The organism is Actinoallomurus soli, assembly GCF_024055715.1.
In the GTDB taxonomy this organism is placed as follows: domain Bacteria; phylum Actinomycetota; class Actinomycetes; order Streptosporangiales; family Streptosporangiaceae; genus Actinoallomurus; species Actinoallomurus soli.
Genome location: NZ_JAMXMV010000002.1, coordinates 266485 through 288557, shown reverse-complemented (window position 1 = coordinate 288557; position 22073 = coordinate 266485). Strand labels below are relative to the sequence as shown.

Annotated in this window: 22 protein-coding genes; 11 read left to right on the top strand and 11 right to left on the bottom strand. The window is 73.1% G+C overall.

The window, feature by feature from the left end; translation table 11 throughout:
• Positions 1-12: 12 nt before the first annotated feature.
• The gene (locus tag NDW01_RS07320) at positions 13-1113 is read left to right on the top strand and encodes an NADH:flavin oxidoreductase/NADH oxidase (protein ID WP_252817967.1); all 1101 of its coding nucleotides are present in this window, start codon (positions 13-15) and stop codon (positions 1111-1113) included.
• Between the two features lie 15 nt (positions 1114-1128).
• Here the strand turns inward: NDW01_RS07320 and NDW01_RS07315 are convergent, their stop codons facing one another.
• Entirely contained in the window at positions 1129-2727 is a 1599-nt protein-coding gene (locus NDW01_RS07315) for a dienelactone hydrolase family protein (RefSeq protein WP_252817965.1), read from the bottom strand.
• A 125-nt stretch (positions 2728-2852) separates the two neighbouring features.
• On the opposite strand from NDW01_RS07315, the gene argG reads away from it, so the two are divergent.
• Positions 2853-4325, top strand: coding sequence for an argininosuccinate synthase (argG, locus tag NDW01_RS07310; protein ID WP_252817962.1), 1473 nt, complete (start codon positions 2853-2855; stop codon positions 4323-4325).
• Positions 4326-4427: 102 nt separating this feature from the next.
• Here argG and NDW01_RS07305 read toward each other — a convergent pair whose 3' ends face one another.
• Positions 4428-5204 (bottom strand): methyltransferase domain-containing protein, encoded by a 777-nt coding sequence (locus NDW01_RS07305; protein WP_252817959.1) that lies wholly within the window; start codon positions 5202-5204, stop codon positions 4428-4430.
• Positions 5205-5311: 107 nt separating this feature from the next.
• On the opposite strand from NDW01_RS07305, the gene NDW01_RS07300 reads away from it, so the two are divergent.
• Entirely contained in the window at positions 5312-5980 is a 669-nt protein-coding gene (locus NDW01_RS07300) for a transglycosylase SLT domain-containing protein (protein ID WP_252817957.1), read from the top strand.
• An 83-nt stretch (positions 5981-6063) separates the two neighbouring features.
• Here NDW01_RS07300 and NDW01_RS07295 read toward each other — a convergent pair whose 3' ends face one another.
• Complete coding sequence (locus NDW01_RS07295) at positions 6064-6687, bottom strand: hypothetical protein (RefSeq protein ID WP_252817955.1); 624 nt, start codon at positions 6685-6687, stop codon at positions 6064-6066.
• A 4-nt stretch (positions 6688-6691) separates the two neighbouring features.
• Positions 6692-7525 carry an alpha/beta fold hydrolase gene (locus NDW01_RS07290; RefSeq protein WP_252817954.1) on the bottom strand — a complete coding sequence of 278 codons (834 nt, stop codon included), beginning with the start codon at positions 7523-7525 and terminating at the stop codon, positions 6692-6694.
• Between the two features lie 133 nt (positions 7526-7658).
• Here NDW01_RS07290 and NDW01_RS07285 point away from each other — a divergent pair, with 133 nt between their 5' ends.
• The 3 genes from NDW01_RS07285 (at position 7659) to NDW01_RS07275 (ending at position 9645) form a co-directional block, all read left to right on the top strand.
• Positions 7659-8021 (top strand): winged helix-turn-helix transcriptional regulator, encoded by a 363-nt coding sequence (locus NDW01_RS07285; RefSeq protein WP_252817953.1) that lies wholly within the window; start codon positions 7659-7661, stop codon positions 8019-8021.
• Positions 8022-8090: 69 nt separating this feature from the next.
• Positions 8091-8756 carry an NADPH-dependent F420 reductase gene (locus tag NDW01_RS07280; RefSeq protein ID WP_252817951.1) on the top strand — a complete coding sequence of 222 codons (666 nt, stop codon included), beginning with the start codon at positions 8091-8093 and terminating at the stop codon, positions 8754-8756.
• Between the two features lie 232 nt (positions 8757-8988).
• Positions 8989-9645, top strand: a complete 657-nt coding sequence (locus tag NDW01_RS07275) for a hypothetical protein (protein WP_252817949.1) — start codon at positions 8989-8991, stop codon at positions 9643-9645.
• Positions 9646-9801: 156 nt separating this feature from the next.
• Here the strand turns inward: NDW01_RS07275 and NDW01_RS07270 are convergent, their stop codons facing one another.
• From NDW01_RS07270 to NDW01_RS07240, 7 genes are all read right to left on the bottom strand, one after another.
• On the bottom strand, positions 9802-10293 hold the full coding sequence (locus NDW01_RS07270; RefSeq protein WP_252817947.1) for an MSMEG_6728 family protein: 492 nt from the start codon (positions 10291-10293) through the stop codon (positions 9802-9804).
• Between the two features lie 329 nt (positions 10294-10622).
• Positions 10623-11174, bottom strand: coding sequence for a hypothetical protein (locus NDW01_RS07265; protein ID WP_252817944.1), 552 nt, complete (start codon positions 11172-11174; stop codon positions 10623-10625).
• Between the two features lie 71 nt (positions 11175-11245).
• The gene (locus NDW01_RS07260) at positions 11246-12043 is read right to left on the bottom strand and encodes a GH25 family lysozyme (RefSeq protein WP_252817941.1); all 798 of its coding nucleotides are present in this window, start codon (positions 12041-12043) and stop codon (positions 11246-11248) included.
• A 39-nt stretch (positions 12044-12082) separates the two neighbouring features.
• Positions 12083-12694, bottom strand: coding sequence for a GNAT family N-acetyltransferase (locus NDW01_RS07255; RefSeq protein WP_252817939.1), 612 nt, complete (start codon positions 12692-12694; stop codon positions 12083-12085).
• A 72-nt stretch (positions 12695-12766) separates the two neighbouring features.
• Positions 12767-14398 (bottom strand): alpha/beta hydrolase, encoded by a 1632-nt coding sequence (locus NDW01_RS07250; RefSeq protein ID WP_252817937.1) that lies wholly within the window; start codon positions 14396-14398, stop codon positions 12767-12769.
• A 536-nt stretch (positions 14399-14934) separates the two neighbouring features.
• On the bottom strand, positions 14935-15081 hold the full coding sequence (locus NDW01_RS07245; RefSeq protein ID WP_252786828.1) for a hypothetical protein: 147 nt from the start codon (positions 15079-15081) through the stop codon (positions 14935-14937).
• Between the two features lie 258 nt (positions 15082-15339).
• Entirely contained in the window at positions 15340-16128 is a 789-nt protein-coding gene (locus NDW01_RS07240; protein ID WP_252817935.1) for an aminotransferase class IV family protein, read from the bottom strand.
• An 86-nt stretch (positions 16129-16214) separates the two neighbouring features.
• On the opposite strand from NDW01_RS07240, the gene NDW01_RS07235 reads away from it, so the two are divergent.
• From NDW01_RS07235 to NDW01_RS07215, 5 genes are all read left to right on the top strand, one after another.
• On the top strand, positions 16215-17276 hold the full coding sequence (locus NDW01_RS07235; RefSeq protein WP_252817932.1) for a quinone-dependent dihydroorotate dehydrogenase: 1062 nt from the start codon (positions 16215-16217) through the stop codon (positions 17274-17276).
• Positions 17277-17502: 226 nt separating this feature from the next.
• On the top strand, positions 17503-18231 hold the full coding sequence (locus NDW01_RS07230; RefSeq protein WP_252817929.1) for a nuclease-related domain-containing protein: 729 nt from the start codon (positions 17503-17505) through the stop codon (positions 18229-18231).
• A 79-nt stretch (positions 18232-18310) separates the two neighbouring features.
• Positions 18311-19372, top strand: a complete 1062-nt coding sequence (locus tag NDW01_RS07225) for a saccharopine dehydrogenase NADP-binding domain-containing protein (RefSeq protein ID WP_252817927.1) — start codon at positions 18311-18313, stop codon at positions 19370-19372.
• A 225-nt stretch (positions 19373-19597) separates the two neighbouring features.
• Positions 19598-21292, top strand: coding sequence for a hypothetical protein (locus tag NDW01_RS07220; protein WP_252817923.1), 1695 nt, complete (start codon positions 19598-19600; stop codon positions 21290-21292).
• On the top strand, positions 21292-21948 hold the full coding sequence (locus tag NDW01_RS07215; RefSeq protein ID WP_252817921.1) for a hypothetical protein: 657 nt from the start codon (positions 21292-21294) through the stop codon (positions 21946-21948). Before NDW01_RS07220 ends, NDW01_RS07215 begins: the two co-directional genes overlap by 1 nt.
• Positions 21949-22073: the final 125 nt, after the last annotated feature.

Here is a 22073-nt window from a genome sequence, read left to right as displayed (position 1 = left end):
GGAGAATGATCCGTGAGTGCGTTGTTCGAGCCTCTCACCCTGCGAGAGCTGACGTTCCCCAATCGCGCGTGGATGTCGCCGATGTGCCAGTACTCCGCCCCGGACGAGGGACCAGACACGGGCGTCGCGGGCGACTGGCACCTGGCGCACCTGGGCACGCGCGCGGTGGGCGGCGCGGGGCTGGTCATCACCGAGGCCACGGCGGTCAACCCCGAGGGCCGGATCAGCCCCGCCGACCTCGGCCTGTGGAACGACCGGCAGCGGGACGGGCTCGCCCGCATCGTCGCGTTCCTGCGCGCGCACGGCAGCGTGCCCGGCATCCAGCTCGCGCACGCGGGCCGCAAGGCCTCCACCGAGCGCACCTGGCGGGGCGGCGGCCCCATCGCCCCCGACGAGCCGTACGGCTGGCGGCCGGTGGCCCCGAGCCCGCTGCCGTTCAGGGCGGACGGCCCGGTGCCGGCCGAGCTCACGCGCGAGCAGATCGGCCGCGTCGTGGAGGACTTCGCGGCGGCCGCCCGGCGTGCCCTCGACGCGGGGTTCCAGGTGGCGGAGATCCACGGCGCGCACGGGTACCTGATCCACCAGTTCGCCTCGCCGCACACCAACCACCGCACCGATGAGTACGGCGGCTCGTTCGAGAACCGGATCCGGCTCGCGCTGGAGGTCGTGGACGCCGTACGCGCGGTCTGGCCCGACGAGCTCCCGCTGTTCTACCGGGTCTCGGCGACGGACTGGCTGACCGAGAACCCCGAGGACGACCGCGAGGGCTGGACGGCGCCCGACAGCGTACGGCTGGCCAAGGAGCTGCTCGCCCACGGCATCGACCTCATCGACGTCTCAACCGGCGGCATCGCCTCCGGCGCGCGGATCACCACCGGGCCGGGCTACCAGGTGCCGTTCGCCGCGCAGATCAAGGCCGAGACGGACGTGCCGGTCGCCGCGGTCGGTGAGATCACCGAGCCCCGCCAGGCCGAGGAGATCGTCGCCTCCGGGCGCGCCGACGCGGTGCTCCTGGGGCGCGAGCTGCTGCGCGACCCGTACTGGCCGAACCGCGCGGCCCGCGAACTCGGCGCCGAGCCGACCTGGCCCGACCCGTACCACCGCGCCGTCTGACCCCCTTGCCCCGGCTCAGCCGATCGGCATGGTCACGGCGAGCGGCCAGCCGAGCAGCACGCCGCCGACCACGGCGGTCAGCCAGGCCGGGGCCCGGACCGCCCGCAGCGCCGCCGCCTGAACGCCCTGCCAGACGAGCAGCGCGGCGAGCAGCGGCGCCACGAGGAGGACGAACGGCGGGGCGGCGCCGAGGAGCACGGCCAGGCACAGGCCCGCCAGCGCCCCGGCGATGGTCCAGGCGTGGATCATCGTCGCGGCGCGCCGGCCGTACCCGGCGCACAGCGCCTCGACTCCGCCGAAGAACAGCGCCGCGCACGCCGTGACCGGGACGAGGGCCCACACCCGCGGGCCGACGGGCACGGCGTGCGCCCAGCCGAGCTGCGCCGGCACGGCGAAGGACAGCACCGTCCAGGCCGCCAGGACCACGGCGGCCGCGGCGGTCGCCGGCCGTGTCCCGTCGCTCCGGCCGCCGGTTCGCCCGGCGAGCCGTAGGCCGAGCAGGATGGCGACGCCGATCACGCCGAAGAACCCCGCGAGCGGCCCCGCGACGGCCAGCGGCAGCAGGTTCCGGGGGAGCACCGCCATCGCCGGCAGGGCCACCGCGACGGCGAGCGCGGGCACGCCGAGCGCGACCGGAAGAGGAGCCGGGCGACGTTCGCGGCCGGGCGGCGGCATCCGCCCGAGCAGGGCCGAGGCGATCGCGCCGAAGCTCAGCACGGCCGCGAGATGCAGGAGCATCGCCGATGCCGCGCGCCGTACCGGGCGCAGGCCGACGCCGCCGCGCGCCGCCGGGCGGCCGAAGCCCGCGTCGAACCAGGAGGCGACCTCCCGGTGGGTCTGCGGGGCGAACAGGATGGAGACGTGCTCGACGCCGCCGACGAGCACGGCGCGGCGGGCGGTCCCGGCCTGCGGATCCCCGTACGTCACGCCGGCGCGTCCCTGCGAGTAGGCGGCGCGCAGCGCGGCCACGGCGCCGTCGCGGTAGCCGGGGAACTCCAGGCCGCCGGCGAGCAGGAGCAGGTCACGGGGGCGGGACGCGGATCCGGGCACCGCCATCGCGCCCTGGGAGATCGCCACTGTGGCGCGGATGCCGGCGTGCGCGGCGGCGTACCGCAGGACCGCGGCGGCGCCCATCGAGTGACCGAGGAGCCCGATCCGCCCGCCGTCCACCCACGGCAGGGCGCGCAGGTGGCCGACGGCGGCGTCCAGGTCGTGGTCGAGCCGGGCGTCGGCGGCCGGTCCCTCGCCCGTGCCCGGCAGCCGTTCGGTGTTCGCGCCGTGACCGGCGAGGTCGACCAGCTCGACCGCGTACCCGCGGCGCGCCAGCGTGTCCGCGAAGCCGCGCATGAGCTGCCTGCTCGCGCCCAGGCCGTGGGCGATGACGACGCCGGGCAGCCTGCCGGTCGTCCGCGCGGGGCGGGCGATCTCGACGGGCACGCCGGCCACGACGGCGGACCGGCGTTCGAGGCCGTCGTCCGCCGTGGCCAGGCCCAGGACCCCGGCCGCCGCGGCGATCAGGGCGAGGACCAGCGCGATCGGGCGCAGGGGAACGCGGGCCGGCCGGCCCGGCCCGGTCGTTCCCGGCGGTGGCCCCGTCTGGTGGTCGAGTTCCACGGTGCGTCCCCTGCCGCTCGGCTTCCCCGGAGATCCCGGTCGGCGAGATCTGACGCGTGCGGCGAGCACGGAGTTCGGAGCCTTCGCGCTTGCATAGTGATGCATGGCCGTGCATACTTGTGCTCATGTCCAAGGTGCTGACCTCCCTGCCAGTCGGCGAGCGCGTCGGGATCGCCTTCTCCGGCGGCCTCGACACTTCGGTAGCGGTCGCGTGGATGCGCGAGAAGGGTGCGGTCCCGTGCACCTACACCGCTGACATCGGCCAGTACGACGAGCCCGACATCGCCTCGGTGCCCGGGCGTGCCACCGCGTACGGCGCGGAGGTCGCCCGGCTGATCGACTGCCGGGCCGCCCTCGTGGAGGAGGGCCTGGCGGCGCTGGCCTGCGGGGCGTTCCACATCCGGTCCGGCGGCCGCACGTACTTCAACACCACCCCGCTCGGCCGGGCCGTCGCGGGCACGCTGCTGGTGCGGGCCATGCTCGAGGACGACGTCCAGATCTGGGGCGACGGCTCCACCTTCAAGGGCAACGACATCGAGCGGTTCTACCGGTACGGCCTGCTCGCCAACCCCTCCCTGCGGATCTACAAGCCGTGGCTCGACGCGAAGTTCGTCAACGAGCTCGGCGGCCGCAAGGAGATGTCCGAGTGGCTGCTCGCCCACGGCCTGCCCTACCGGGACAGCACGGAGAAGGCCTACTCCACGGACGCGAACATCTGGGGCGCGACCCACGAGGCCAAGTCGCTGGAGCACCTGGACGCGGGCATCGAGATCGTCGAGCCGATCATGGGCGTACGGTTCTGGGACCCCGAGGTGGAGATCCCGGCCGAGGACGTCACGATCGGCTTCGAGGCCGGGCGGCCGACCACGATCAACGGCAAGGAGTTCGGCTCCGCCGTCGACCTGGTGCTGGAGGCCAACGCCATCGGCGGCCGGCACGGCCTGGGCATGTCCGATCAGATCGAGAACCGCATCATCGAGGCCAAGAGCCGGGGCGTCTACGAGGCGCCGGGCATGGCGCTGCTGCACGCGGCGTACGAGCGGCTGGTCAACGCCATCCACAACGAGGACACCCTCGCGAGCTACCACAACGAGGGTCGCAAGCTGGGCCGGCTGATGTACGAGGGCCGCTGGCTGGACCCGCAGGCGCTCATGCTGCGCGAGTCGCTGCAGCGCTGGGTCGGCACGGCCGTCACCGGCGAGGTCACCCTGCGGCTGCGGCGCGGTGAGGACTACTCCATCCTGGACACCTCCGGGCCGGCGTTCAGCTACCACCCGGACAAGCTGTCCATGGAGCGGACCGAGGACGCCGCGTTCGGCCCGGTCGACCGGATCGGCCAGCTGACCATGCGGAACCTCGACATCGCCGACTCCCGTGCCAAGCTGGAGCAGTACGCCGCGGTGGGCATGGTCGGCAGCAACCGCCCGCACCCGACCCTCATCGGCGCCGACCAGGCCGCCTCGACCGGGCTGATCGGCGCGATGGCCGAAGGCGGCGCCGAGGCGATCGCCTCCCGCGGCCCGGGCGGCCGGGGAGAGGTCGTTCCCGCCGACGAGGAGCTGCTCGACCACGCCGCGATGGAGTCCGGCACCGACTGAACCACGATGAGGTCCGTACCGGCCGAGCCGCCCTGAGGCTCGGCCCCGGCGGACCGGCCGGGGTGCCCCCTCGGGTTCCCCGGCTTTCCGGCGTGCCGGCCGTCAGGACTCCGCGACGACGATGTAGAAGGTCACGGCGGCGAGGAACGGGCCGCTCGTGAGGTGGTCCAGCCAGCGTCGCGCCTCCTCGCCGGTGAGATATCCGGCGTCGACGGCGCGCCCGGTGGTGCGCTCCAGCCCGAGCACCCGGTCGGCCGCCCGGACGTCCCGGAAGACCGGCGTGACGGGCAGGACCGCCGGCACGGAGAAGCCGGCGCCGGCGGCCAGCCGGGCGAGCTGCCTGCCGATGCTCGCGTTGCGGATCACCTTGTCGGCGACGTGGCGGGTGTAGGCGCGGGAGAGGCCGCCGTCCGGATGGTCGATGGCGAGGGTCTCCCAGTCGGGCTCGCCCATGACCAGCCGCCCGCCGGGCCGCAGCACCCGGCGGATCTCGCCGAGCGCCCGGACGGGGTCGGCGACGTGCTGCAGGACGCGATCCGTACGGGCCCGGTCGGCGACGCCGTCCGCCAGGGGCAGGTCGTGGACGTCACCGAGGCGGACCTCGACGACGGGTCGGTCGGCGGTGCGCTCCCGCGCGGTGTCGACCATGGCCTCATCGAGGTCGACGCCGATCACCGCGCCGCCGGAGCCCACCGCGTCGGCGAGCGAACCCAGGTCGGTGCCCGGGCCGCACCCGAGGTCCAGCACCGTCTGGCCCGCCCGAACGCCGAGCTCCTCCAGCATGAGCCGCTTGTACGACCGGCCCAGATCGGTCCCGGCGAGCCGGTCGAGGTAGGCGATGGGGTCCGGCCTGGTCGTCTCGAACGCCGATGAGGTCATGATCCCCATTCAACCTGACCCGGCCGACTCGTTCTCCAGGCTGATGGCATCGCTCCGGTCGGGGGCGACACTGGGGACATCGGTCCACGCGGCGGGGAGGAGCACGAGTGCGAGGACGTCGGAGGCGATGGCTGGTCGTGCCGGTCATGGTCGCCGTGGCGGCACTGGCGTCGGCGTGCGGCGGAGGGGACTCCGGCGGCGCGCTCCCGCAGCGGTCCGCGACACCCCACGCCGGCTCGGCGACCCGGCACGACGCCACGGCCCGGCCCGGCCCGACGCCGACCGGGCCGTACGACCCCGTGCGGTTCGCCGCGCAGGTCCGCAAGCACGCGCGTGAGGCCGGGATCGCCCCGCAACTGCTGATGGCGATCCTGTACAACGAGTCGGACAAGCCACACGACCCGGCGTTCGAGCGGGCCTGGCAGAGGATCAAGCCGGACGCCGCGTTCGGCATCGCCGACATGCACAGGGCCGCGTTCGACGAGGTCAAGCGCGGTCGCTCCTTCGCCGGTCGCCGGTGGGACGAGCTACCGGACGACCCGGACCTCGCGATCACCGCGGCGGCCTGGTATCTCCACGACCTGGCCGCCCGCCTGCCCGCCCGATGGTCGAGCCGGTACACCCGGAACGACCTGCTCGCCCTCGGCTACAACGCCGGCCCCGGGAACATGCTGGCGTTCGCCCGGGGAGCCCGGCCGGGATCGATCGCCCAGTCCTACCTGGACCGGCTGCACCAGACCTGGAAGACGGCCGGGCGCGCCGTCCACGGCCGGTAGCAGGCGGCCGCACGACCCCTGACCCGACCTCCACGGCCGGTAGCAGGCGGCCGCACGCACCTGACCCGACCCTCGGGTCTCGCTCACCCGGCCTCCGCGGCGGTCCGTACGAATCGGGCGACCGTCAACAGGTCGCGGAAGCGGAAGTACGCCGCCTGCCCACCGCACCACCGGTCGGGTTCCTCCCGCCGCCGCCGGAGTTCGGCGACGCACGCGTCGAGCATCCGCCGCTGTTCGCCCGCCAACGGGCCGCCGGAACGCAGAGCGGCGTTGACGCAGGAGTTCAGGTCCTCGGTGACCTGGTCCGGTGGTCCCAGGAGGGCGGGGAGGCGGTCGCGGCGCCAGAATTCCAGGGCGTGGAGCGCCGCGCGTCCGGGCGCGCCGTACCAGTGGCCGGGGAAGCGGCCGGGGTTCGGATCCGTCGGCCGAGGGCTGCGCAGGCCGTGGCGTTTCGCCAGTGCACGCATGGCCGCGTACGCGCGGACGTCCGCCTTCCACGCCTCACGGCTCTCGATCAGCGCGTCGAGGGCCCGCAGCAGGGCCGCCTCATCGCGGCCGAACGGCCCCGCCAGCTCCTCCAGGAAGCTCAGGGTCGCGTGAAATCCGATCGGCCGGTAGAGCTGAACGCAGGAGCGAAGCGCGGACACCCGCCGGCCGTACGGCAGGGCGGTGTCCCGCACCTTCCGCGCGTAGACCCCGAAGCTCATCGGATCAGCCCGCGAGGAAGCGCTCGGCCGTCGCGGCGAACTCCCTCGGAGCGGTGACCCAGGGGAAATGCGCCCCCGGCACCGAGGCGCTCCGCCCCTCGGGGAAGACCGCGGCGTACGCGGCGGCCTGCTCGGGGGTGGGGGACGGATCGTCCTCTCCGGAGATCACCAGGACGGGTGCCGTGAGCCGCTCGACGGCCGTACGGGTGGCGTCCGGGTCGAACGCGACCTCGCCGTAGAAGCCCTCGGCCGCCGCGCGTACGGGTGGGCAGGACCGCGCGTGCGCCTCGGCCGTCCGGTCCCAGGGACTGTAGAAGAACGGCCGGGCGGCGAGGTAGGTCTCCTCGCGCTCGTCACCGGACTCCCACGCTTCCAGCGCGGCGAGCGCCTTCTCGTACCACGGCTCGGCCGACCGGCGGCGGATCACGGCCGACCACTCCTCGTCGGTCGGCTCCAGCCCGACCGCGCGCGGGCTCGGCGTCGTCAGGACGAGCCGGCGGATGCGGTACGGGTGCCGTGCGGCGTAGAGGACGGCGACATCGGCGGCGGCCGAATGGGCGAGCAGATCGATCATCTCCAGCCCCAGATGTTCGCGCAGGGCCTCGACGTCGGCGACGAGCCGGTCGGCCCGGTAACCGCTCGGATCCGCAGGCGCGGCCGAGCCGCCGGTCCCCCGGTTGTCGAGCAGGATCAGCCGGCGCGACGCCGTCAGGCCGCCCAGATCGCCGAGGTAGCCCGAAGGCCGTCCCGGCCCGCCCGGGAGGCAGATGAGCGGATCCCCCTGGCCGGCGAGGTGATACGCCAGAACGGTCCCGTCGTGGGAGGAGTAAGTCGGCACGGGGTCAAGGCGATCACAGGCGGAGTGGGCGGGCAAACCGGGCGTCCGCCGGAGGGGGGGCCTCGCGGGAATGGCGGGAAGCGGTCAGAGACACCGTGCGGGAACCCGGGGACGTCGGCGTACGATCCGGAGCGTGGTCGCCCATGACGCCTTCCTCGCCGACTGCCCGGCCCGGACCACCCTGGCGCTGGTCTCCGACACCTGGTCGGTGGTCGTCGTGATCGCGCTCGGCCGTGGTCCGGCCCGCTACTCCGAACTCCGCGAGAAGGTCGGCGGCATCAGCAAGAAGATGCTGACCCAGACGCTGCGCAGGCTGGGCGAGAACGGCCTGGTCGAGCGGCGCGCCCTCCCCACCGCGCCGCCGGGGACGGAGTACCGCCTCACCGACCTCGGCCGCAGCCTCCTCGAACCCCTCTGCGCGCTGTCCCGCTGGGCCGAGGACCACACCGACGCGCTCATCGACGCCCGCGCCGCCGTGGCCGCCCGCCCGGCGTAGGGAACCCCTCGGTTCCCCACGGCCTCCTACCGTTCCACGCAGTGCTTCGACGTGACAGGAGGGACTGCGATGAAGATCGGTGTGCTCGGAGCCGGGCGGATGGCCGAGGCGCTCGTGCCCGGCTGGGTACGCGCGGGCCACGAGGTCCTGATCGGCGGCCGTACCCCGGCCAAGGCCGAGGACCTCGCCCAGCGGGTCGGCGCGAAGGCGGGGAGCCTGCGAGAGGCGGCCGGGTTCGGGGACGCGGTGCTCCTCGCCGTGCTCCTCGCCGGGCTGGAGGAGACGCTCGTCGCGGCGGGCGGCCCCGAGGGGACGCTGGCCGGTAAGACGATCATCGATTGCGGGAACGCCGTCGACCTCTCGGACTACTCGCAGATCACGTTCGGCGGCGGTACGTCGATGGCCGAGGAGGTGGCCCGACTCGCGCCCGGCGCCCACGTCGTGAAGGCGTTCAACCAGGCGCACGGCGACGTCTGGAAGATGCGGCCGCTCTCCTTCGACGGCCGTCCGTTCGCGGTGCCGATCGCCGGTGACGAGGAGGGCAAGGCGGTGGCGCGCACTCTGATCACCGACCTCGGCGCGGAGCCCCTGGACGCCGGCGACCTGACGCAGGCCCGTCACCTGGAGGCCATGGCGATCATCGTGATCCGCCTGCTGAGGTCCGGGTACGGCCCGCTGTCGGTGTTCGCCTTCACCGGTCCCGGCCGTACGGAACAGGTGAGCCCCTCCCGCTGAGCCTCTCCCGCCTAAGGCCCTCCCGCTGAGCCGCGGGCCGCCCGGCCGATCCGCCGGGCGGCAGGGTCCGCCGGCCCGTACTCTCCGTGGCGTACGGGCCGGCCCGCGAGCTGCGCCCGCGACCGTACGGGATCAGGCCGCTCCCGAGGGACGACGTGCCGCGTACCCGCTCGGGAGGCTGGGGGAACTCGGAGGGCGCCGCCCGAACGGCGGCCCGGCAAGGGAGATCCCCATGGAGCGCGAACCTGCGGCAGGACGGGCCTGGCGGCCGGCGGGAGTCGGATTCGTCGTGGCCTTCGTGGCCGGCCTCGTGGCGAGCGGCGTACTGGCCAAGACGTCCCTGTACCTGCCGGACGCGTCCGCGGCCCAGCTGCGGGAGTACTACACCGGCAGCGTCGCCGCCGTGGTGACCGCCGCGACGCTGCAGGCGGTCGCGGCGGTGTGCCTCGCCTGGTTCACCGCCGGCCTGGCCCGGACCCTCGATCCGGACGGACCGCCCGCCAGGCGCGTACGGTGGGCGGGCTGGGCCTCGGCGGCCGCCTTCGGCGCCTCGGTGGCGCTGTCCCTGCTGCTCGTGGCCATCGCCGACGACGCCGGGGACGGCACGCTGAAGCTCCTCGGCCGGGTGACCCTGGTCTGCGGAGGCGCGCTCCATCTGACGAGTCTGGGGGTCCTGGTCTGGCTCGTCTCCCGTATCGGTCTGGCCACGGGCGTGCGGCCGAGGTGGGCGCTGAGGTTCGGCCTCGTGGTGGCGCCGCTTCTCGCGGTCTCGATGGTGTCGATCATCGTCACGCCCGTCACCCGGCTCGAGCCGCTGTGGCGGCTGCTGTCGGCCGTCTGGCTGATCGCCATGGCCACCGCCGGTAAGACCCAGCGGCAGCAGGGGTGAGCCGCCGCGCACGGCAGGAACTTCGCCGCCGGTGTTGCCGGATGAAAGGTACGACCAGGACGAATCGCGGTTCAGCGCGGCGGCAAGGAGACCACGGTGGTGGCAAGGAGGCCGCTGCGGCGGCGGAGCCGTCGGCGTGGGTCGCGGCTGCGGCGCCTACCGGTCGCTCGACGTGTCCTCCGTGACCAGGCGGTCGGCGACGGGCCAGACGTACGGCAGGTCATCCGGAACGTCCGGGAAGAACTGCGCGTAGTGGCCGGGGTCCTTGCGGAGCAGTGAGGACTGGTGGCTGCGGTGGAAGTCCGGATCCCCCAGCCAGGGCGGCAGGGCTCCGGCCTCGGCCAGCGCGGCCTGGTCGCGGGCGGCGGGGATGAGCCTGGCCTCACGCAGCTCGGTGCTCAGGCTGACGGCGCAGGTGTCCCGGCGGCCGGTGCTGCACCACTCGCGGCAGATCACCAGGCCGTAGCAGGTCAGCGCCTCCTCGTATCCGGCCCACATCCGGACCGCGGGGTGGTGCCGCCAGCCGTAACCGGGGACGGTCAGCCCGCGCAGCACCTGCAGCGCCTCGACGCGCTGCTTCCCGAGGCGGCGCTGATCGAGGACACGCGCCGTCGCGGCGAAGTCCGCGTAGGGAAGAAAGGTCTGCATCGCGTCCCCCGGATCCGCCGGCAGTGGGGCACCGGCTCGTCCCATCCCCCTACCCGAACAAGGGCCGACCGCTCATCGCCGCACGAAGCGCTCGGCGAAAGGCTCGCTGACCAGCCGAATCCCGACGCTACGCCCCATTCTCCGGCGAGGTCGCCCGAGCTCTTCGTACGGCCCGGGGCCAGGTCAGCAGCCGGTCGACGTACCGCCGAGTGAGGCCCTGGCGAGGGTCGACCGGAACGAGCAGGATTCCGCGACACGGCCACGCTCCGATGCCGAAAGCCACGCGATCAGGGTCCCCGATGAGGCGGTCGCGAGGCCAGGCCTCCCTTTCAGCGCGCGGACGGCTCCGCTGCGGGGGCGGACGGGGCGGGGACCCTGCGGCCGACTCCGTGCCAGTAGTCCGCTTGGTCGCTGGTCTGCTTCACCACCGCGTCGGGACGGGGCGTGTCCGGCCAGAACTGGAGGAGGTACCGGTCGGGGCCGAGGTCGTCGTCGTCCGGCGTGTCCAGCTCGGCGCCCGCGTCCATCCCGGTCGCGGAGTAGCGGACCCGGTAGGGGACCTGCGCGAGCTCCAGCGGCCAGGACTCACCGTCCCACTCGTCCAGGGAGACCTTCGGGCCGGCCGGCGTGAACGAGACCTCGACGATGTCCTCCCAGGAGTCGTCGACGGGAGGTGCGCTCTCGTGCAGTTCGACCGTGAAGGTCACGTCCCCGGTGTGCAGGCCGGTGACGAGGAACAGCAAGCCCGGCACCGCGCCGCCGCACAACCCGTTGGACTGGCCGGCGAACGTGGCGTACATGTCCCCGCCGAAGTCGCTGCCGCTGTCGACGTAAATCTGACGGTAGCTCACGAAAACCTTGCCATCGAACAACGTGCGCATCGCCGTCTCCTCTCACCATCGCGTACGGAAGGGCAGTCTGCCGATGGGGACCGACAGAAAGCGGTGCTCTGTCAGTCCGCGAGGAGCTTGCGGTAGACGGAGGCCGACTTGACGTAGTCCTCGTCGCCATAGGCGCCCTTGTCGGTCCACTGCCAGATCGTGTACGAGCTCCACGCCGAGGGGACGGGGACCCTGCTCGCGGTGGCCTTGTGGTCGTTCACCCAGAGCCGGGCCCTGGCGGAGAACGCCTTCGAGTTCCCGGTGCAGTCGATCCACCAGTTCTTGAACGTGTTGATCACCGCGCGCCGGCCCGTACGGGCGTGGTACTCCGTCAGGAAGGCACTGATCCAGGCGACCATCTTGGCGTGGCCGAGGCCGTAGCACTTGTTCTTGCCGTACGGGTCGTCCTCGATGTCGAGCACGCCGGGCAGGGTGTGGCCGTCGGCCTTGCCGCCGCCGCCGTGCGCGAGGAAGTAGTCGGCCTGGCGCTTCCCGCCGGCGGTGTTCGGCGTGGCGTAGTGATAGGCCCCATGGTCCAGCCCGGCCTTGCGGGAGCCGGCGTACTGCGCCGTGAAGGTCGAGCTGACGTACCGTACGCCCTCGGTCGCCTTGACGTAGGCGAACCGGTTGCCTCTGGCCTTGACCGACGCCCAGTTGATCTTGGTCTGGTAGGCGCTGACGTCGACGCCGGGGATGAGGCCCTTCGGCCGGGACGCCGGGCGTACGCTGCCGGTCTGCGGCTGAACGACGGCGGCGTCCTGGCGAGCGCCGGTCGGCCGCGGGGCCTTCGAGGAGCACCCGGTCAGCGCGCCGCCGGCCACGCTGACGGCCACGGCGAGGCCGAGGGGGGCGAGGGGGGTCTTCCGCATGGACCGGACTCCTTCAGGACGATCTTGGCCTGTCGGACCCTATCGCCCGCTTCCGCCCGGGCCGTCCCCTTTGTGGGAACTCGACCCGGTCACCGCGGCCGGCCACTCCTCGGCCCGCATGCGGAACAGGACGTGCGGCCGGAGCGGGTGGCCCTCGGGGATGAACGGGTGGTCGAAGTCGCCGTCGGCGTCGTGCGTCATGCCGATGCGCCGCATCACCGCCTGGGAGCGGAGGTTCTGCCGGGTGGTGAACGAGACGACCTCGGGGAGCCGGAGGTCCTCGAAGGCGAACGCGAGGACGCGCCGCGCCGCCTCACTGGCGTAGCCGTGGCCCCACGCGGGCCGCGCCAGCCGCCAGGCGATCTCCACGGTGGGCGTGAAGTGCGCGTCGAAGCGCGGCACCCACAGCCCGGTGAAGCCGATGAACCGGCCCGTGGCGGCCACCTCCACGGCCCAGTGCCCGAAGCCGCGCTCCTCGAAGACCTCTTCGATCCGGTCGACGAACGCGTCGCTGCGCGCCCGGTCCAGGGTCTCCGGGAAGTGCTCCATGACCTCCGGGTCGGCGTTCAGGGCGGCGAACGGCTCGCGGTCGGAGTCCCGCCACCGCCGGAGGACGAGGCGCTCGGTCGTCAGTACGGGGGAGTCGGGCATTCACCGGACCCTACCGGTCGAGGGCACGAAAAAGGGGCCCTCGGATCGAGGGCCCCTTCTGCGCGGAGGGTGTTACTTGACGACCTCGCTGTGGGCCGACGCCGCGGTCTTCGCGGTCGACGCGGGCGGGGTCGGGTCACCGAGCTGCGGGACGTGCACGGTGTCCTGCTTGGGCAGCGTTCCGTTCAGGAAGTAGGCGTCGAAGTAGGAGTCGACGTCCTTGTCGCCGCGGTGCACGATGCAGTGCGTACGGTCGCCGTCCTGCACGACCAGGTGCGAGCCCTTGAGGACCTTGTGCAGCTCCAGCGCGCCGGCGTACGGCGTGGCGGCGTCATCGGTGGCCTGGAACATCAGGATGTTCTTCGGCAGGTCCCGGGTCTGGCCGACCTTGACCTGCTTGCCGGCCTTGGCGCCCCAGAAGAGGCAGGGGGCGTTGAACCAGACGTTGCCCCAGGTCTCGAACGGCGCCGTCCTGTTGACGCGCACCGCGTCGGCGTGCCACTTGTTCCAGCTCAGCGGCCACTGGGTGTCGGTGCACTGGACGGCGTTGTACACGGCGAACTCGTTGTCGTCGCTGCCGCCCGTCGTCTGGACGCCGTAGGTGCCGACGAAGGTCGCGACGTCACCCGTCTTGTAGGCGGACAGCGCGGCCGCGTACGTGTGCCAGACGGCCTGGCTGCGCCGGTACGCCGCGGTCTGGATGCCGTCGACGAGCTCGTCCGGGCCGACCGCCGCGCCCTGGTCGCTCACGGCCTTCTTGGCCAGCGAGTTCTCCAGACCGTAGAAGAAGTCGTGGACCTTCTGCTGGGTGTTGCCCAGGTGGTACACGTTGTCGTACTTGGCGATCCAGCCGAAGTAGTACTCGATGTTCTTGTCGAACGCGCGGTCCTGGTCGAGCTGGGCGTCGTACCAGACGTGCTTGGGGTTGACGTTCCCGTCGAGGACCATCCGGCCGACGCGCGTCGGGAACACCGTCGCGTACACCTGGCCGAGGTACGTGCCGTACGAGGCGCCGTAGTAGTCCAGCTTGTCGTTGCCCAGCGCCTTGCGGATCGTGTCCATGTCACGAACCGAGTCGATGGTCTTGATGTGGTCCATCAGGTCCAGCTTGGAACCCGGGCCCCACTTCGCGGCGCACGCCTTGGCGTAGGCCTTGGTCTTGGCCAGCCAGGCCGCGTCGGTCGCCGCGCCGCCCGTGCCGTACGCCGGCCGGGGGGCGTTGCTGTAGTCCTCGTCGCAGGTCATCTTCGGCGTGCTGAACCCGATGCCGCGCGGGTCGAAGCCGATGACGTTGTAGGCCTGCTGCATGGCGGCGGAGTTCTGCGCGTACACGCGCGGGCCGAACAGCGCGCCCTCACCGCCCGGACCGCCGGGGTTGACCAGGATGTCGCCCTTGGCCGGGCCCGAGCCCTGGTGGGGCGTACGGGTCAGCTCGAGGGTGACCTTCTGGCCGTTCGGGTGGGCGTAGTCCAGCGGGACCTGCAGCTCGGCGCACTGGATGATCGTGGACACCTTGACCGGGCCGAGGGCGTCGTACGCCTTCGCTCCGTTCACGATGTCGGCCTGGCAGGCGTGCCAGCTCAGGCTCGCCGGGCGGAAGGCAGCGGACGTGTCCGTGGCCGCGGACGCGCTTGTGGCGCCAATAAGGCCGAGCCCGGTCATGCCGAGCCCGGCCGTCGCGGCGACGACGACAAGCTTCTTCACGAGACCCCTTTCGGGCCGGGCATGAGGGAGGGGAGCCCGGCCTGTGGTGAACAAGGGCAGATTGTGGTTACGGACAATCAGGGACATAAGGGCAAAAGTAAGAAAGTTGCCAAAACGTAACACATCGCAGTGGATGCTCACGCCAAGGATCGAGAGGCGATCGGCTGGTCAGGGCGGGTGGCGTGCAGGAGCACGACCGCACTCGGCCGGTGGTCGGGTCGAGTGAGATCGTCACCGTCGGCGATCTTCGGAGGCGTGGCTACGGGCGGCGCGGAATCGTGCGAGGTGATCGTGCGGAGGGTGCGCGTCGCGGTGCCGGATCGTACGGCCGGGAATGCCGGGCCAAGGGGGAAAGGGAGGAGTGGAGGGGGCGTTTCAGGCGGTTTCGTGGAGCCGTTCGCCGGCGGTGGTCACCGGGACGGGATGGATTCGAGCCTGGGGGCGGAGGCGTTCGACTCGGTCTTCCTCCCCGCGTCGAGGAGGAAGACCGTGAATGGCGGTGTTCCGGGCCGGGGAACGGCGCCCGGCCCCGGGCGTCACCAGGTGATCAGCGGGAGCCGCTCGGTGGCCATGAAGAGCCACGTCACCACGACCACCAGAGTGACCAGGCGGAACGTGTGGCCCCACGTGCGCAGCGCGAGCCGCACCGTCCTCCCTACTTCCTGGGCGGTTGTTGACTTCATCGGGTCCCCCCTGAAAAGTAGAAAAGACGCCCATCCGGGCGTCCCATGACCAGCCTGAAAATGGTGCTCGGCGGTGATCGTGGCGGCTATTGCCCTACTGTCCTCCCGGCGACAGATCTGGTCTCTGTACTGTCGGTGATCTTGGCGTACCGTGTCAAGTTTCCTGCGGTAAAGACTCGGCGTTGCTCGACACGACCGCGAAAACCGCATTAACGGAAATGGCGCTTGATATCCGCTGATTCACGGATGAGGGCGACGTTAGATCGCGTCCCAGGGAACGGACTCGTACGCCTCGAAGAGAATCCCGACCAGCTTCGGATCGATCGGGAGCGTCACGTCGTCGACCCGGCCGACCGGCGCCACGCCTCCCGAATTGCTCACGAACACCGTGTCGAACGACGGCAGGTCGGCCACCCGGACCGTGCGCCGCCGCGAGGGCAGGCCACGAGCCGCCAGCGCGGGTTCGAGCAACTGCATCGTGATCCCCGCCAGCAGCGGAGCGTCGGGCCAGACCACCGAGCCGCCGTCGAAGAACCCGATGTTGGCGATCGACGTCTCCGAGATGACGCCGCCGGGCGCGGTCAGCAGCGCGTCGTCGAAGCCCGCCCGCTCGGCCGCCGCCCCGTGGTAGATCTGCCCGAACGACCCGACGTGCTTGATGTGCGCGACCGGCCGCTGGTACTCCACCGTCTGGAGGCTCTGCGGAGCGGGCGGCATCCCGCCCGGCGGGCGGACGATCACCATGATCGAGACGTCGTCGGCGTCGTCCGGCCGGAAGACGACGAGCCGGACCGTCGCGTCCGGGATGTCGTCGCCGAGCGCGTGTCGGATGTGGTGGCGGATCCGGTCACCGTCCAGGCCCGTGCCGAACAGCTCGCGGTTCGCCGCGTCGAGCCGGGCGAGGTGCAGGGCCAGGCCGCGGGTGCGCCCGCCGCGGACCTGCATCACGGTCAGGTGGCCGTAGTTCACCAGCGCGAGGTGCCGCAGGCGGTCCCCGGTCGCCGGACCGGCGTCCACCTCGACGCGGATGGGGGCCACAGGAGCCATGATCACAATCTAGCGACCCGAGCCGTCCGGCGCGGCGCGGGTGGCGCTGCAGGCGGCGCGGGCGGGCGCTGGAAGAATCGCTCCCGATGTATCGACTCGTGTTCTCGCTGCTCCTGCGCCGCCTGCCGGCCGAGACCGCCCACCGGATCAGCTTCGCGCTGCTGCGCCTGCTCGGCGCGGTCCCCGGCGCGCTGCCACTGCTGCGCCGCGCCTTCGCCCCGCGTGACCCGGCGCTGCGCGTCCGCGCCCTCGGCCTGGAGTTCCCCGGGCCCGTGGGGCTCGCCGCCGGGTTCGACAAGGACGCCGAGGCGTACGAGGCGCTGGGCGCGTTCGGCTTCGGGTTCGTCGAGATCGGCACGGTCACCGCCCGCCCGCAGCCCGGCAACCCCCGGCCCCGGCTGTTCCGCCTCGTACGGGACCGGGCGATCGTCAACCGGATGGGCTTCAACAACCACGGCGCACGGGCCGCGGCCGCCCGCCTCCGGGGACGCCGGAACGTCATCGTCGGCGTGAACATCGGCAAGACCAAGGTCGTGCCGGAGGCCGAGGCGGTCGCGGACTACGTCGCGAGCACCGAGGCGCTCGCCGCGCTCGCCGACTACCTCGTCGTCAACGTCAGCTCCCCGAACACCCCCGGTCTGCGCGACCTCCAGGCCGTCGAGCACCTCCGGCCGCTGCTCACCGCCGTACGGGAGGCCGCCGACCGGGCCACCGACCGGCGGGTGCCGCTGCTCGTGAAGATCGCCCCGGACCTCGCCGACGCGGACGTGGACGCGATCGCCGACCTCGCGCTCGAACTCGGCCTCGACGGCGTCATCGCCACCAACACCACGATCTCCCGCGAGGGGCTGGCCACCGACCCGGCCGAGGTCGAGGCGGCGGGCGCGGGCGGCCTGTCCGGGGCACCGCTGAAACGGCGGTCCGTGGAGGTGCTGCGGCGGCTGCGCGACCGCGCCGGCGACCGTCTCGTGCTCATCTCCGTCGGCGGCGTCGAGACCGCGGACGACGCCTGGGAGCGTCTGCGCGCCGGGGCGACGCTCGTCCAGGCGTACACCGGCCTGATCTACGGCGGTCCCCTCTGGGCCCACACCATCAACCGCGGCCTCGCCCGCCGCCTCCGCGCCGCCGAGGGGGCGGCCGACCGGTGAGCACGGCCCGCTGATCCCGGGCCGAGCGTCCTCGGCCTGATCGCGGCGCTCATCCCGCTGTTCTGAGGACTTCCGCCGAGGATCTCCGCCGCTCCCGCGACGGAAGGTCTCGGCGGTCCGGGCGGCCGGATCGGTCGGCACTTCGTCAAGCCACTTGAACAGGCCGTTCAAGTGCCTTGAAGGCGACGGCGTCCGCGCAGCACCCTCTTCGATGAGGAGGACTGCCGTGTCCGGACGAGCTGCGTCCATGGCCGGCGCGTCGGCGCAGGCGAGGTACCGCGCGCTGCGCGCGGAACGGCGCCAGGAGCGGGCCGTCGCGCGGCTCGTGATCTCCGGGGTCGCCGGTTCCATGACCGCCGGGCTGTTCGGCTGGGCGCCCGGGCTGGCGGTCGGCGTGGGGCTGCTGGTCGCGCAGCTCCTCTTCTTCCGCGTCCGGCCGGGCGCGCTGACCGACTGGCGAAGGGGCGCGGCCGCCGAGCGGCGGACGGGCCGGCGGCTGTCCCGGCTCGACCCCGCGTACTTCCACGTGCTGCACGACCGGGCGCTCCCCGGCGGCTTCCGCGAGAACCTCGACCACCTGGTCGTCGGCCACACCGGCGTGTACGCGATCTCCTCACGGCGGTGGCCGCCGCTCACCCGGCTGCGGGCGGACGGCCGGCTGTGGGCCGGGCCCCGGCCGCTGACGCGCCTGCACGCCCGGACCCGCCGAGCCGCCGCGGCGGTCGCGGACCGCCTCGCCGCCGAGACCGGCCACGAGGTCGAGATCTCAGCGGTGATCGCCGTACACGGCGGCCGGCTGCCGCGTGGCGGGATCGTCCACGAAGGAGTGCTGCTGCACCGGGCCGACCGCGTGAACCGCCTCATCGAGCGCCAGCCCGTGCTGTTCACCACCGCCGAGGTCGCGGCGATCGCTGCCGCTGCGGAACGCATTCTTCCCCCGATGATCGACATATGACGAAAAACCAGCACCCTTGGTGACGGATTAGTACGCTCAGCGCGACAGCCGAACATCTTTTCGCAGCCGGGGAGGTCGCATGGAGGGGCGCATCGTGATCTTCGGCGCGACCGGCTACACCGGCGCCCTGACCGCCCGGGCCCTCGTCGACCAGGGAGTACGCCCCGTCCTCGCCGGGCGGAACGCCAACGCCCTGGCGGCGCTGGCCGCCGAGCTGGGCGGCCTGGAGACGGCGTACGCGGACGCCGACTACCCGTGGACGGTCCGCTCCCTCGTCGAACGCGACGACGTGCTCGTCTCCACGGTCGGACCGTTCCTGCGGCACGGCCACGCGGCCCTCGCCGCGGCGGTCGACGCGGGGGCGTACTACCTCGACACCGCGGGGGAGCCGCGATTCGTCCGTGAGGTGTTCGACGAGTACGGCGCCAAGGCGAGCTCCGCCCTGCTCCCCGCGTTCGGTTACCACCACGTGCCCGGCAACCTCGCCTGCGCGCTGGCCCTCGACCGGGTCGGCGAGGACGCCGCGCGGGTCGACGTCGGCTACTTCCTCGGCGGCGGATCACTCGTGCGCGGCCTGTCCGCCGGCACCCTCGCGTCGGCGCCGGGCCTGCTCGCCACGCGGATGTACACCTACCAGGACGGCGTCGTGGACGAGCCGCGGTGCCGGGTGCGGGACTTCGAGATGGCCGGCCGCTCGCGTGCCGGCATGTCCATCGGAGGGTCCGAGCACTTCACGCTGCCGGCCTCCCATCCCGGGCTGCGCGAGGTCAACGTCTACCTCGGCTGGTTCGGCGCGGCCTCGCGGATCGCCGCCCGGCTGCCGCGCGGCCGTGCCGCCGCCGCAACGATCGGCTTCTGCGGGCGCGGGCTGGCCCGCCTGGCCCGCCGCCGGGCCGGCAAGGGCACGCTGACGTCGCGGATCGTCGCCGCCGCCTATGACGCGCAGGGCGGCCTGCTGACGGAGGTCCATCTCTCGGGCGGCGACCCGTACGATTTCACGGCCGGAATCGTCGCCTGGGGCGCCCGTCAGGCCGCCAGCGGAATGACGGAAACGGGCGCTCTTGGGCCGGTTGCGGCTTTTGGGCTGTCCGAGCTGGAGGCCGGTTGTGCCATGGCCGGGATTTCGCGCGTCACCGGCTGAGGCCTCGGCCGGACGGGCGTGGTCTGAGGTCGTTCGCGCTGTTCAAGTCGTATGGGACTGTGGTGAAGCACCTGCGGTGGCTTCTCCCAGCGAATCGCTTAAATCCGAAATTCCCGCCTAGAATTCCGCCGAACGGAGATCGTTTATCTCGCGCGGACGAATTATCTACGCAAGGGCCGCGGGAAACAGTTGAATGCGAGGCGGAAAAGGCTTTACCTTCGCGGCATGGAAGACCGCCTCCTGGTCGATGGTCTGCGGTCGGGCGATCCCGGCGCGGTCGGCGCGGTGTACGACGCCTACGCCGATCGCCTCTACGACTACTGCTGGTTCCAGCTGCGCACCCGCGAGACGGCGCAGCTGGCCCTCCGCGACGCGCTGCTCGCCGCCGAGGCCCACATCGGCGAGCTGCGCGCCCCCGAGCGGTTCGGGCCGTGGCTGTACGCCCTCGCGCGGATCGAGTGCCGCCGGCGGCGGCCGCCCGGGGCGCTGCACCCGGACCTCCCCGTCGCCCGCCACGACCAGGACGACGTCGACCTGCGCGTGATCGCCTGGCGGGCGGTCACCGGCCTGCCGGCGCTCAGCCAGGAGCTCCTCGACCTGCACCACCGCCACTCCCTCGGACCGTCCGACCTCGCCGGCATCGTCGGCCTGCCGGCCCGCGAGGTGGCGGACCTCCTCGCGCAGGCGCGTGAGCTGCTGGAGGCGGCCGTCATCGCAGAGATCCTCGCCCACGAGGACGCGTTCGAGTGCGACGGCCGGGCGGCGATCCAGCGCCACCGCCGCGGGGAGCTCGGCGACGACGTGCGCGAGGCCCTCGTGAGCCACGGGATCGCGTGTGACGTCTGCGCCGCCCACCTGCCGCGCACGATCTCCGCCGCCAAGGTCTGCGCCCTGCTGCCGCACGCCGTCCCGCCCGACTTCCTGCGCCGGCAGATCACGGGCTGCTTCACCGACCCGCGGCTGGCCGGCTACCGGCTGTTCGCCGCCGCACGCCTGCGCGGCTTCGGGGCCCGGGGCTTCCCCCGGCAGCACGGGCCGGGGCGCGTACACCGGCCCGTCCGTGACGCACGATGGCCGCGGGGCCTGGCCGCGGCGGCCGGCGCCGTCGTCACCGCGGTCGGGATCGCGGCCGTCTTCCCGTGGATCGGCCGGGACACCCGCCACACTCCCGCCGTCGCCGGTGGAGCCTCCCCGCCACGCGCGCGCGTGCCCAGCCCGGGCCTGGTCGCGCCGCCGGCGGTCGGACGGCCCCTCGCGGCGACGTTCGCGCTGGATCCCCGGGCCCCGGCCATGGCACCGGCGGAGCAGCCGGCGCCTCTCGCGCCCGCCCCCGGCGACGGGTGGATCTACGTCGTGCCCGCCCGGCTGAGCCTGGCCCCCGGCGGCACGGGCGTCCTCAGGATTCAGGCGGTCGGCGGAGGAGCCGCCGGCTGGCACGCCGCGGTGACGGGAGCGGCGACCGTCGAGCCCGCGGAAGGGCCCGCCGACCTCGTGCCCGCCATCGTCCACGTTCAGGCCCCCGCCGACGGACCGGGCGAAGCGGTGATCACCTTCTGGCCCGGTGGGGCGCGGGTCGTGGTCGACTGGAGCGGCCCGTCCGCCCCGCCTCCGTCCTCCCCGCCGACGCGACCGGCTCCGCCACCGTCATCGCCCCCCTCCACACCGTCGCCGCCGTCCACCCCGACGGAGCCCACGTCACCGCCGCCGTCGACCCCGGCTCCACCGTCCTCGCCGCCGCCGTCCGGCCGACCGTCGGACCCGCCGCCGAGCACCCCGCCCTCCTCGCAGTCCGGCCCGCCGGAACGACGTCCCGCGCCCGAACCACAGTCCGAGGACCGGCGGTCCGGGGAGCGTCACACCGGCGACCGTCGACCCGACCCGGCCGGGAACCCCGCACCGTCCGCGCCGGGGAGCCCCTGATGGCGGCGTACACCGTCCGCGCCGGCGACCTGCGGGGTGACCTGGTCGCGCCGCTCGCCGTCCCGCCCCGGCTGGCGGACGTCGTCGAGCGGATCCAGCGGGCGCCGTGGCCGCAGTGGCTGCAGCCGGGCGCCCGGATGCGCCGCGAGGTCGCCGAGCTGTGCCGCCTGCAGTCGGCGCGCGGCCTGACCGTGCTGGCCTGGCTCGCCGAGGGCGACGCCCCCGCCGACATCGACTGGCTGCTCGACACCCACCGGCTCACGGGCCGCCGCCAGGAGCGGATGTACGGCGCGGCCGAGCGGCTCGCCGATCCGGTCCGTGAGCTGGTCGTCGCCAACTGGACGTGGGCGCTGTCCACCGCGCACGGCGGCAGGGTGACCGCCCCGTTCTTCGCCAGCCGCGCCTATCCCGACGACGGGTACGCCGCCGCGCACGCGACCGTGACGCTGCTGCAGCTGTGGGACCGCGTCCCCGAGGTGCGCCAGGCGCTCGCGCTGGCCTGGGCCGCGACCCGCACCCCGGCCGACTGGTGCAAGGCGGCCGAGCTGCGGGCCGGCCACGGGGACGAGGTACCGATCTTCACGTACCCCCGGGGTCCGCTGCCGCCCAAGTCGGCCGTCCGGCCATGGATCGGCCGCCTCCTGAGATGCGCCTGACGGGCTGATACGCGCCGGCCTCCGGGTCGGCTCACCGGCCGGCGCCTCCCGCCTCCTGAGGAAATCACGACTGTGACCGGTGTTTCCCTTGTGACTCATGGGGCTAACTGAGTGACAGATCGCTC